A 12,570-nucleotide genomic window follows, 5' to 3' on the forward strand; every position below is an offset into this window, starting at 1 on the left:
TTATCGACATATCGTTATGCAGTTAGCGACCTTATTGGGAGATCTTAATGACTTCACCCTCAAGTAAAAAAACGCACGTCGGCGACCGCCCACTGCATCCCGAAACACAAATGCTGAACTACGGTTATGATCCGCGCCTGTCTGAAGGGGCCGTGAAACCGCCGGTCTTTTTGACCTCCACCTTTGTGTTTAACAGTGCAGAAGAAGGCCGCGATTTTTTTGATTATGTTTCCGGCCGCCGTCAGCCTCCCGAAGGTAAAAGTGGCGGACTGGTGTATTCCCGCTTTAATCATCCCAACAGTGAGATTGTTGAGGACCGCCTCGCTCTCTACGAACAGGCAGAAAGTTGCGCGCTGTTTGCCTCCGGCATGGCGGCCATTTCGACGGCGTTGCTGACCTTTACGCGACCAGGGGAAGTGATTTTGCATTCCCAGCCCCTGTACGGCGGTACGGAAACGCTGCTCAGTAAAACCCTGCACAACCTTGATATTCGTGCGGTGGGTTTCACTGACGGGCATGATGAAGCCAAAGTGCGCGAGGCCGCCCAGCGTGCAATGGCGCAGGGACGCGTCGCCATGATCCTGGTGGAAACGCCGGCAAACCCGACGAACAGCCTTGTGAATATCGCGCTGATGGCCCGTATTGCGGACGAGATCGATCGTCAGCAGGGTTCACGCCCGGTCGTCGCCTGTGATAACACCTTACTGGGGCCGATTTTTCAGCAACCGCTCACGCTGGGCGCGGATTTATCGCTGTATTCCCTGACGAAATATGTGGGCGGTCACTCTGACCTGATTGCGGGTGCGGTGATGGGAAACAAAACACTTATGTCGCCGATCCGCGCTTTGCGTAGCGCTATTGGCACTCAGCTTGATCCGCATTCAAGCTGGATGATTGGCCGTTCGCTGGAAACGCTGTCGCTGCGCATGGAAAAAGCCTGTCATAACGCTGAAACCGTCGCCGCCTTTTTATGTACACATCCTGATGTCGCCGCCCTGCACTGGTTACCGTATCTGGATGCAGACAGCCCGGCAGGCAGAACCTATCGGGAACAATGCACCGGGGCCGGTTCAACCTTCTCTTTTGACATTGTCGGCGGACAACCTGCAGCGTTTCGTTTCCTGAATGCCCTGACGCTGTTTAAACAGGCCGTCAGTCTGGGCGGGACAGAATCGCTTGCCAGCCATCCTGCCACCACCACCCATTCTGGCGTGCCGGATACAGTGCGTCAGCGCATCGGGATCACCGACGCGACGATACGCTTATCCATCGGTATCGAGAACGCCGGGGATCTGGTGGAGGATATCCGTCTGGCGCTGGCGCAGGCCTGATATCAGGTCACGGTGAAGCCCAGCATCATGCCGGTGTCTTCATGCTCCAGTAAATGGCAATGCGCCATATACGCATGATCGGCGGCGGCAAGGTGGTTGAAGCGCACCAGCACTTCGCTACGCCAGCCGTCGACATTGACCATGTCTTTCCAGCCCTGACGGTGTGGCGCAGGTGGCTTGCCATTTTCAGAAAGAATACGGAACTGGGTGCCGTGAATATGGAAAGGATGCAGCATGCTGTCGCCTTCACCGGAAATGGTCCATTTTTCAACGGTGCCCTGCTTCACATCAAAGGCTGGCCGCGTCATATCAAATGGCTGGCCATTGATTTTATTGCCATTGTGAAAATCGTAGGCAGTCGCGGCCATCACGTCATGGTCCATCTTCTGATGATCCATTCCCTGGGACGCGCTGTCGTGCTGCATCGCATGATCGTTACCGCCCATAGCCATATCATGGTGCGCACCGTTCCCCATCGCTTTCGCGCCATAGCGTGCCATCAGCGCCTGCATACCTTGCTGATCCAGTTGGGGATCCATACTGAGTTGTAACCAGCGCGATGACAGACCGTCCGTTTTCGGTATGGCCGGTAATGTGGCTAGCTGATCCGGTAAAGTCGCGCTGGCCATGATCCGCAGCGGAATGATATTGACCAGCGGCAGGGGCCGATCGAAGGGAGCCAGCGTCATGCCCATTTGCGAGACAGGTAGCGTCACGATATCAAAAGCCTTGCCATCGGACGTATCGACCATGACTTCAAAGCGCTCGCCCGGCAGGAGCGGAAGGGAATCGACCTTTACCGGCTCAGGCAGCAGACCGCCGTCACTGGCAATCACATACAGTGGGCGTTTATCGCTGGCAGCCAGATGCAGCGAACGGGCATTGCAGCCATTAAGCAAACGCAGACGTAACCATCCACGCGGTAAGGCATGCTGAGGATACTGTGCACCGTTGGTCAGCATCATGTCGCCGAACCAGCCCACTGCGGCCCGCATAATATCAAGCTCATAATCGATGCGGTCACCGGATGAGGTGAGCTGTTTGTCCTGAAAAATCAGTGGAACATCGTCGGTGCCCCATTGATTAGGCAGACGAAGCGTCCCTGACGGCTGATCCTCTAACACAATCATGCCGGCCAGCCCCTGGGCAACCTGATGACCCGTTTTGCCATGCAGATGAGGATGATACCAGCAGGTGGCGGCAGGCTGGTCCGGCGTAAACGTCACCTGACGCGTGGCGCCCGGCGCAATGATTCCCTGCGGTCCACCGTCCACCTCGCCGGGGATTTCCAGACCGTGCCAGTGCAGGGTCGTCGCTTCACTAAGCCGGTTATGAATATTGATGGTGGCCGCCTTGCCACGCTGGAGCCGAATTGCGGGCCCCAACAGGCTGCCATTGTAGCCCCAGGTGGGTACGTCTTTGCCCTGCCACTGGCTGATGCCCGGCATCGCCGTCAGGCTGTACTCTCCTTTCGCATCCGCGTCCAGCAGGGAGGGAACCGGCAGCAGTGGCCGACTGGCCGCCATCAGGGATCGGCTCCAGAGCGGCAGCGCCCCTGCAGCACCCAGTACCGCGCTCAGTTTCAGAAAGTGACGACGTTGCATAATCCGCATCCTTGTAACGAAATGACCTCAAGCCTAAACCCTGCCCTTATGGCAAGGTCAAGCATCAGCAGGCAGAATGCCCCAAAAATCGTAAATTGATCGAAAATCTTTACACAACTGTGCTAACGTCTTTCAGACGACTATTACATGAGAATATCTATGAAGAAGAGCATCAGGATCCTGCTACTGGCAGGACTCTTCGGCTTCTCCTCCACCAGCTTTGCCCTGAGCGAATCCGAAGCAGAAGATCTTGCCGATCTGACTGCGGTATTCGTTTATCTCAAGAACGACTGTGGCTATCAGGATTTGCCCGATGCGCAGATCCGCAAGGCGTTGGTGTTTTTTGCCCAGCAAAACCGCTGGGATTTAAGCAATTACAACAACTACAACATGAAAGCACTGGGTGAAGACAGTTACCGTGATTTGAGCGGTATCGCGATTGCCAACGACAAAAAATGTAAGTCGCTGGCCAGAGATTCTCTCAGCCTGCTTGCCTATGTAAAGTAGCGCCCCAGCCCGCTCTCCCGTCAGACATTTGACCGTGCAACGGCTATCATAGTTAGCTATGATGTTTCGCCGATTTTTATGGCAATGTCACGAAGGAGAGCCCCATCATGGCCCAAAACGAGATGTGGTATGAAACACTTCATACCGGCTTTGGCCAGTATTTTACCGTCGATAAAGAGCTTTATCGTGATAAAACGGCCCACCAGGATTTAATCATCTTTGAAAATGCGGCGATGGGCCGCGTTATGGCGCTGGATGGCGTGGTGCAAACGACCGAACGTGATGAATTTATCTATCACGAAATGATGACGCATGTGCCGTTGCTGGCGCATGGTGCCGCCAAAAACGTACTGATTATTGGAGGGGGCGATGGCGCGATGTTGCGCGAAGTGTCCCGCCATACCGGCATTGAGAAAATCACCATGGTCGAGATCGACGCCGGCGTGGTGACCTTCTGTCGTCAGTATCTGCCGAACCACAGCGCCGGTGCGTACGACGATCCGCGTTTTAATCTGGTCATCGATGATGGTGTGAATTTCGTCAACCGCACCACCGAAAAGTTTGACGTTATCATCTCTGACTGTACCGATCCCATTGGGCCTGGCGAAAGCCTGTTTACGTCCGACTTTTATGCGGGCTGTAAAAATGCGCTGAATGAAAATGGGATCTTTGTTGCCCAGAACGGCGTTTGCTTCCTGCAGCAGGATGAAGCGGTTAACAGCCATCGTAAACTCAGCCATTACTTTGCCGATGTCAGTTTTTACCAGGCGGCCATCCCAACCTACTACGGCGGCATCATGACCTTTGCCTGGGCAAGCGATAATCCGGCCCTGCGCCAGCTTGATCCCGCCCTTCTGCAGGCGCGCTTTGCGGCCTCGGGCCTGAACTGCCGTTACTACACACCGGCGATCCACACGGGCAGCTTTGCTCTGCCACAATATCTGTTGAATGCTCTGTCAGAGACGCGCTGATCGATCATTTATAAGGGGGTGAATAAAATTGCAAAAGCTAAAACTGCATGGCTTCAATAATCTGACCAAAAGCCTGAGTTTTTGTATCTACGATATTTGCTATGCGAATACCGAAGCCGAGCGCGATGGTTATATTGCTTATATCGATGAGCAATACAATGCCAATCGCCTGACGGAAATTTTGACCGAAACCTGTTCGATTATTGGTGCGAATGTGCTGAACATTGCGCGCCAGGATTATGAGCCACAGGGTGCCAGCGTCACGATTTTGGTCAGTGAAGAACCTGTTGATCCTAAAGATATTGATACGTCTGAGCATCCCGGCCCATTGCCTAATTCCGTGGTCGCGCATCTTGATAAAAGCCATATTTGTGTGCACACGTATCCGGAAAGCCATCCTGAAGGCGGCCTCTGTACCTTCCGTGCAGACATTGAGGTCTCAACCTGCGGCGTGATCTCACCGCTTAAGGCGCTCAATTACCTGATTCACCAGCTGGAATCTGACATTGTCACTGTGGATTACCGCGTACGGGGTTTTACACGTGATGTGAACGGCGTTAAACACTTTATCGACCATGAAATTAACTCCATCCAAAACTTCATGTCCGACGATATGAAGCGGATGTACGATATGGTTGATGTGAATGTTTACCAGGAAAACATCTTCCATACCAAGATGTTGCTGAAAGAATTCGATTTAAAACATTATCTCTTTAATACCCGCCCGGAAGATCTGACACCGCAGGAGCACAAACGCATTACTGACCTGCTGTGGAAAGAGATGCGTGAGATTTATTACGGTCGCAATATTCCGTCTGTGGGATTAAAAACCTACTAAGTTATGCCCCCTTTGCGGGGCATTCTCTCTTTCGTCTGCCTGTTATCTGTCAAAGCCCGATCAGGGCCACTTATTGCGCCCTGCGAACCAGGATAGCCCCGGCTGCCTTTCTTTCGCGGCATGTCATCTTGCGATGGTGAGACTGGCAGACCCGTTACGACGTTCTTCCGTGAAATAAATCAGCCGCCCCCTGCGTTCTGTTGTGCAGACGCTATTTCTGAGATCGTCCCGCAACGCCTGTCAGTAACAGGCCACAGTGTGGCACTAACACAAACTCACCACAGTAATCCCTGCCGAGCCATTCGCCCCATGATAAAACATTAATTAAATTTACCATGAATACAGTAAGGATAATAAAGTTTTATGACACTATAAAAAAGACCAGCCTCCCTTTCCTCGCCTGGGTTTTATGAGGAAAATCACACTTTAACGGTCTGTTAAGTTACTTAATTTTCCATGAAAACTAAGGTGATGGAGAAAAACCAGGAGCATTTAATTTATAAATACCCTTAAATCAATAAGATGAAAGATTGCGGATTAAAAACAGCGATAAAACATAAAAATAACTTAATGATTACCATTTGCTGTGATATACATTAGAAAACTTTAATATTTGATGATGTTTCTTGGTGGGGAGAGTGATATGAGTCACGGTTATTCTGTAGTAAACATAAATGAACTTAACATTTATGTGGAGTTAACAAAATGCAGTGTCCCGACCCGTAACAGGACCATCCTGATTAACGGTGCACTGGCAACCTCGTCTTCTTTCCGCAACTGGAAACGCTTCCTGGCGGATAAATCAGATGTCATTACGTTTGATCTTCCGTTCTCAGGCAAATCAAAACCCTTCAACGAACAGGGCTGCCATATCGTCACGCTTGATGATGAAGTCACGATTATTCGCGAGCTGATTTCAATTTATAAGCCCAATATTATTGCCTCAGCCTCCTGGGGCGGCGCATCGACTCTCAAGCTCTTGAATCACGGTGAAGAGGGCCTGGAACATGCCATCATCGCGTCCTATTCCTTTGAATTTAATGACCGTATGCGGACTTACGTGAAGCAAGCCAATCTGTTTTCAAAAGAGAAGAACTTTGTCGAGCTTGCGCATTTGATGAATGACGAAGTGGGTGCATATCTGCCGAATAAAATGAAGTTCTGCAACTTCAGGCATCTGACGTCGCTGGATGAGATTGAATACCGTCAGGGGCGTTTCCATCTTGAGCAGATTGCCACACTGCGCAACCACGACTACAAAAACATTATTGATAACTCGGCCTGCCAGTTTCACTTTATCAACGGCGATCTGGATATTCATACGCCGCAAAAAAACATCGAAGAGATATGCGGTGAGTCGGATAAAACGCGCTTTTATCAAATCAGGGATGCGGGACATTTTCTGGATCTGGAAGGCAAGCGCAGCCGGGAAAGGACCGCAGCCGCCTTCAATACTATTTTTAGTCAGATTGGTGTCTGAGATGAAAGTGATTATTGGCGCACTGGGCTCAGCAGGCGATGTCTTTCCCTGTATTGAGATTGGCTCGCTGTTAAAAGAAAAGAATCATGATGTTTACCTGCTCGCTAACGACTATTTCAGATCTGAGGCAGTAGATCGCGGCCTGTCCTTTGTGGCGGTCGGCGACAAAGAGACTTATGTGAAAGCCGTCCAGGATCGGGCGTTATGGGACAAAAAGCACGCCCTGAAACGGATTTCACATTATATGGCGGAACAGCAGGAGGCGATGTTCGATGCCATGAGCGCTCTTGCCGAAGATGACGCCATCATCATTCACTCTTTATGGTGTTTTGCGGCGAAAGCCGTCAGCGAGAAATACCGGTTAAAGAAATATGCTATCAGCCTGACCAATTCTAATTTAAAATTGCAGCCCGGGCGTGTTATCCATGCGCTGGAAAAAAGCCTGCGTGTCAGTCTGAACTGGAAACTGGCTTTATTTCAACGGGCCCTGGTTTCGCCTGCACTCCAGCGTACCATCGACACGCTGCGACGCGACCATAATCTGCCCGCCTCTCGCAATATTTACGCTGACTGGGTCAATAACGAACCGCAGTCGATTGTGTTATACGAACCCTGGTTTTATCAAAAGAAAGCGCGCGAGGGATTTTATGCCGGTTTTTTACTGAACAAGAGCCGGGCGTCGCTGGATGACGATCGTATTACCGATTTTATTGACTCCCGTACGGTGGTCTTTTTTACCAGTTGGGCCCTGGCTGAACAATCATCCGTGACACGCGTTTTACAGGACTTAAAAACAGAAGGACTGAAGTGCGTGCTTGTTACGCCAACCGCAGCCGCGTTAGCGGTAAACGATGATGTGATGACGCTGCCGCATCTCAATATTGCCCTGACTGAAACCTGCTTATTTGCCATTCATCATGGCGGTATTGGCACCACCGCGCAGTTGCTCAAGAACGGGGTGCCTCAACTGATTTATCCGTGCGCATTTGATCAGTTTGAAAATGCCCGCGCCCTTGAACGACTGGCCTGCGGCCTCAAGGGAAAAGGGATCAGGGAAATCAGAAAAATGGCGGCTCTTGCACGTCAGAAGAAACACAACTGCGACTTTTATGCTGTGCAACTGGCTAATCAAACCCACAGAGGTCTTGAGCTGGAACGCTTTCTGACCCGTTAAACGCGTCTTCAGGCCAGGCATCGGGGTGCATGCCTGGCCTGAAGGCATCAGACCTGGAACGCTGCGGTTAACATGCGCAGACTGCGCGCCTGTTCAGTTAAGGATTGCGATGCCGAAGCCGACTGCTCCACCAGCGCGGCATTGCTTTGTGTGACGCTGTCCATCTGCGTGACGGCAATGCTGACCTGCGAAACGCCCTGCATTTGTTCCACTGATGCCAGCGCCAGACCATCCATATACTGTGCCAGTGACGCGACTTCACTTGCCGCTTTAAGAATACTCTGGGCGGTATGATCGGCCGCCTGTACACCTTTCGCCACGCCGGTGACCGCTTCTTCAATCAGGTTACCGATTTCACGCGACGATGATGCGCTGCGCTGTGCCAGCGTACGGACTTCCGTTGCGACAACGGCAAAGCCACGACCGTGCTCACCCGCTCTTGCCGCTTCTACCGCCGCATTCAGCGCCAGAATGTTGGTCTGAAAAGCGATACTTTGAATAACCGCGGTAATCTCTTTCACTTTCGCCGCGCTCACCGAAATGCTGTGCATCGTGTGGCTCATGTCATTGACGGCTTTTTCGCTGGCGCGCGTCAGTGATTCCGTCTCCCGGGCCGAAGACGCTGTAGATTCAGCGACAGAGGTGTTATTGCGAACCGTCGCAGTAATTTGTTCCATGCTTGCCGCCGTCTGTTGCAATGCCGCAGCCTGCTCTTCCGTACGGGAGGACAGCTCGGTATTGCCCTGCGCAATTTCACTGGCCGCCAGTTCAACCGATGCCGCAGAATCTTTGATCTGGGTCACCAGGTTCCGCAAATGATTTTGCATGTTCGCCAGGGCCGTCAGCAGCTTTCCGGTTTCATCCTGACGGTTTACGGTAATCACAGAGGTCAGATCGCCCCGGGCAATGGTATCGGCCGTGTGCACCGCGACAGCCAGAGGACGAGAAATACTGCGGGAAATCAGCAGGCCCAGAATCAGGGAAATTCCCGCTGACAGTAGCAGTCCGGCCACCAGGATCACGCGCGTTTTGGTCCGCTCACTAGTCAGTTCATCTTCACGCGATTTGAGTAATGATTTCTCCGTGACAATCATGGATTCAATCACGTTACGCATCGCATCCATTTGCACTTTACCTTCATCAGTCGCAAAGATGTCTAAAAAGTGTTGCTGGTCGAGGTTCCCCTGATTCAGACGCTCACGCGCCGCCATTACGTTACGGGCATAGCTTTCCAGCCAGTTCTTCTGTCTGCTTTCCAGATCGACTAAGCGTTGCTGCTGTACCGGATTGTCCTGCGTCAGCTGATGTGTACTTGCGGTGTAGTCGCTAAAGGCCTGTTTACCCTGATTAAAGGGTGCCAGCATTTGTGTCTGACCGCTAAGAGCATAACCCCGAAGGCCGGTTTCCATATTCAGCAGACTCTCGGTCACCTTATTCAGGCCTTCAACCACCTGATAGGTATGAACGTTAAGTTTGCTGGCCTGCGTGACGCGATTAAACCCCATATAAAACAGACTGCATACCACAATCATGACAAGCGTCATGGCACCAAACGCCATATAAAGGCGGGTTCTGATAGATGTATTGCTGAGCATAATATCTCCGCGAGTGGAAAGAGAATAATTAAATTCCATTAATTCACGAGAATAATGGCAAGGCACATTAATAAATCAGGCATATAAATTTAATGAAAAGCCTGACCACTCAACCGCTCGGTGAGTGACGTAGAAGTGAACGCATCAATGTTAAGTTGATTATTAGCGCTCTCGCGGAAATTTCCACTGCGTTACAATTTAAATTAGCGTTAGCGGAAATAACGAGAAAACAGGGAGGAGGATAATTCCTGTTATTGCCCTGTTTTCACGGTGCGCGTGGCCATAAAAAACTGAAAAATCAAACAGATTAAGCATTCAAAAAGGACAGTGAAGCCTGTTTCGTTTTACCGAACAGTAAATTTGACTTAAGCGAGCAGTTGCATTCAGGTAACAAAATGTAACAGCACAATTGGGGAGTACACCATTACACATCGAACAGGGAACGTAAGGATTTATTATATTTTAATAATGGAGAATATCGCGCCCTTTATTAAACAGGGCACAGCTATTCTCATCATTCCTCCAAATTTCCCCTGACTTATCCTGTCGAAACGCAATTCTGGCCTGCATATCTGCAGGCTCAGGTTTACGCATTCAGATACAGCTCCTCAATATAATGCAGCGCATCACAGAGCGTATCATCCGTCCCGAATCCCCCTGCTTTAGTGATAACGGGCAAATCATCAATGTCACTGTTTACGAAGGTGCCACACGGGATACAGGGCGCCACTTCACCGTGGATGCGGTAACCTTCTGCGCCGAGAGCATTCGCCACCGCGATCGCGATGTCACCGCCCGTCAGGAACAGCCCACCCGTACGGGCACGATCCAGGATCGCTAAGGTGATATCCCCCATTCGCCGACTCAGCGTTTCGCCCAACGCCTCGCGACTCAATGCATATTTTCCGGTCAGCGCTGCAATCTGGTTACGGTCGTCCCCGTGGCTGCTGGTCTGCAGAACACAGTGCCTGTTCTGTGCAAGGATCTGGCACGCCTGCTCTACGATCTCTTTTTGCTCTTTCTCAGGTGCAAGCAGGGTTTCGACCGCGATTCTGACCACGTCAGCCCGCCCCTGACGTTGCGCCTGAGCTACCTGACGCCGGGTCATTTCACTCATCGAGCCCGCCACCACCAGAACCGGAAGCGTTTGATTGCTGTCCATATAGCTGTCGGTCGGAAGCGCGTTGGCCAGTCCCGCCGCCCCAACCAGCAAAGGGCGCGCAGCCATTGAGAGAGCAGCCCGGGCAATGAGGGCCAGATCGTTATCGCTTTCTGCATCAATAATGACGATGCTGGCGGGCTGTTGGCGCAGGTTTTCAAGCCGGTCTGCGAGGTCGCCACGCCTGACGTCGTCCAGCGTCATCTCCCTGACAGGCAGATCGGTCTGTAAGCCGATCAGCGTACGGATACGCGAGGAGATAATCGGTGTGCGCGGATCGCTGGCAAACTCGGTTTCCAGCAGCGGGCGCTGGTGAACCCAGCATTCACCATTGCGCGTCATGCGCCCCGCAGACGGAATGGCTGCGGCGACAATCGCCAGCGTGGTTCCGCTGGCGGCCATAGCGGCAGCAATCTCTGCGCCGGGATTGCCACGAAAGGTAGAGTCGATTTTTTTATAGATCAGCACGCTGTTTTGCCCAGGGCGCACCCAGGGAGACAGCGCCTGTTTCATCGCAACCGCCGCCTGCTCAGCGCTGAGTGCCCGGCTGTCTGTGTTAATCACCAGCACATCAGCGCGACGTGAGGGCTTTTGCTGTGACGTCAGCATCACTTCCGTACGTGCCCCTTTTTTAGCCAGTTGCACGCCCGTATCATTCGCACCGGTAAAGTCGTCGGCAATAACGATCATTTTCATCGTGATTTTTCCGTAGATGAAGCGACAGCCCGTCGCTGATTACCTTTTGCCACCCAGGAAGGTCAGCATCGGCGTTAAAAGGGCGGTGACAATCACCGATGTCGCAATCAGCGGCGTTGCCGCGGCGACCACACAAGACAGAGCCGGATCGGCCTGCGCCAGCGCAGCCGGCGTGACGGCAGTTGTCCTGGCGGCGGCACCTGCCAGGACCGTATGAAGACCGCCGTTGCTGTTGTCCATCGCCGCAATGACCGCAACGGATGACAATCCCCACCGGCCTTCAGGGCCAGACAACGTATCGACAGACAGACCCAGCGCGACAGCAGCAGGACGCTTCGTCACGGTGATACCGCCGCCCGTAACCCGCGCCTGGGGCAGCGCTTTAACCGATCTCATGCATAACAAAAAAACACCGATAAGCGCAGGCACGTCCTCTTTAAACGGTGCCGGCGTAAAGCCCCCTGTCCCTGAGGCGTCGGGAGCCAGCGTGTTAGCGGCGGCCTCCAGCACCAACGGGGTAATCATCATTCCGCCAGGCACTTTTTCGATTGTTTCCTTAATCTTCATACCACCACCTTAGTGATTAATTATAATCACCATGATGATATTAAATCACAAGAATAAAATATGCGGCGGGAATCTCAGATTAAAACGCTGATAATTGAGCATTATCAATCAACAAAGGAGGTAAATGGCGATCGGTGTGGAATCTTTCAATCATTTGCCCGACATAAATCGCCGCCAGGCGGCAATCACGGCCAGGAAATCTTCCTTACCGCAGAAGCACAGGCTTTCTTCATCGTAGTAATTCATGCCCTCTTCCATCTCATCGCCTTCGAAATTCAATGTATTCGCGCGGACAATGACCTCTTCATCATCCATCCAGAGCGTATATTCGCGCCCGATGCGCTGCCACTGGCGCTCACTGCCTGTAAGTTTTTGGGCTTCGGCTTCAACCTCATCCAGCACGCTGGCGTCATGCCCGACTTCTTCATTAAACCAGTGGCCTAATGCTTCATGGCCCATCGACATGCGCACTTTTACCTTGCCCGTGATGTCGCGTAAAAATTCATACTCCATGATCTTATCTCTTTGTCAGTTACTCGCGCTGTTATACCGCTATTTTTATTGCCGTGCACCTGCTTAGCGCGCCTATCCAGATTCCCTGGACGCCCCTTTTCAGGCATAAAAAAAGAGGAGCGCCGGGGCGCTCCT

General features: G+C 52.1%; 10 protein-coding genes and 1 pseudogene. 6 read left to right on the forward strand and 5 right to left on the reverse strand.

Translation table 11 applies throughout. The features are described from left to right. The first annotated feature begins 47 nt into the window (after positions 1-47). The gene (locus tag C1N59_RS16450) at positions 48-1,331 is read left to right on the forward strand and encodes a cystathionine gamma-synthase family protein (protein WP_394549887.1); all 1,284 of its coding nucleotides are present in this window, start codon (positions 48-50) and stop codon (positions 1,329-1,331) included. A 2-nt stretch (positions 1,332-1,333) separates the two neighbouring features. Here the strand turns inward: C1N59_RS16450 and cueO are convergent, their stop codons facing one another. Beyond that, on the reverse strand, positions 1,334-2,935 hold the full coding sequence (gene cueO / locus C1N59_RS16455) for a multicopper oxidase CueO (protein WP_394549888.1): 1,602 nt from the start codon (positions 2,933-2,935) through the stop codon (positions 1,334-1,336). Between the two features lie 159 nt (positions 2,936-3,094). Between cueO and C1N59_RS16460 the strand changes: the two genes are divergently transcribed. From C1N59_RS16460 to C1N59_RS16480, 5 genes are all read left to right on the forward strand, one after another. Further along, positions 3,095-3,442 carry a YacC family pilotin-like protein gene (locus tag C1N59_RS16460; RefSeq protein WP_006117717.1) on the forward strand — a complete coding sequence of 116 codons (348 nt, stop codon included), beginning with the start codon at positions 3,095-3,097 and terminating at the stop codon, positions 3,440-3,442. Between the two features lie 107 nt (positions 3,443-3,549). Further along, positions 3,550-4,413 carry a polyamine aminopropyltransferase gene (gene speE / locus C1N59_RS16465; RefSeq protein ID WP_058702046.1) on the forward strand — a complete coding sequence of 288 codons (864 nt, stop codon included), beginning with the start codon at positions 3,550-3,552 and terminating at the stop codon, positions 4,411-4,413. A 28-nt stretch (positions 4,414-4,441) separates the two neighbouring features. After that, positions 4,442-5,251, forward strand: a complete 810-nt coding sequence (speD, locus tag C1N59_RS16470) for an adenosylmethionine decarboxylase (RefSeq protein WP_033740284.1) — start codon at positions 4,442-4,444, stop codon at positions 5,249-5,251. Between the two features lie 643 nt (positions 5,252-5,894). Beyond that, positions 5,895-6,731, forward strand: coding sequence for an alpha/beta fold hydrolase (locus tag C1N59_RS16475; RefSeq protein WP_033740283.1), 837 nt, complete (start codon positions 5,895-5,897; stop codon positions 6,729-6,731). Between the two features lies 1 nt (position 6,732). Then, complete coding sequence (locus tag C1N59_RS16480) at positions 6,733-7,905, forward strand: nucleotide disphospho-sugar-binding domain-containing protein (RefSeq protein WP_164482960.1); 1,173 nt, start codon at positions 6,733-6,735, stop codon at positions 7,903-7,905. A 47-nt stretch (positions 7,906-7,952) separates the two neighbouring features. On the opposite strand, the gene C1N59_RS16485 is transcribed toward C1N59_RS16480, so the two are convergent. The 4 genes and pseudogenes from C1N59_RS16485 to yacL all read right to left on the reverse strand — a co-directional run bounded on the left by C1N59_RS16485 (position 7,953) and on the right by yacL (position 12,435). Then, the gene (locus tag C1N59_RS16485; protein ID WP_033740281.1) at positions 7,953-9,500 is read right to left on the reverse strand and encodes a methyl-accepting chemotaxis protein; all 1,548 of its coding nucleotides are present in this window, start codon (positions 9,498-9,500) and stop codon (positions 7,953-7,955) included. A 586-nt stretch (positions 9,501-10,086) separates the two neighbouring features. Continuing rightward, positions 10,087-11,355 (reverse strand): D-threonate kinase, encoded by a 1,269-nt coding sequence (locus C1N59_RS16490; RefSeq protein WP_394549889.1) that lies wholly within the window; start codon positions 11,353-11,355, stop codon positions 10,087-10,089. Beyond that, positions 11,352-11,922 (reverse strand): annotated as a pseudogene (locus C1N59_RS16495) (2-keto-3-deoxygluconate permease). Before C1N59_RS16495 ends, C1N59_RS16490 begins: the two are co-directional and overlap by 4 nt. A 150-nt stretch (positions 11,923-12,072) precedes the next feature. Next, the gene (yacL, locus tag C1N59_RS16500; protein WP_006117708.1) at positions 12,073-12,435 is read right to left on the reverse strand and encodes a protein YacL; all 363 of its coding nucleotides are present in this window, start codon (positions 12,433-12,435) and stop codon (positions 12,073-12,075) included. Positions 12,436-12,570: the final 135 nt, after the last annotated feature.

The sequence above is a fragment of the Pantoea sp. SGAir0183 genome (assembly GCF_043545505.1).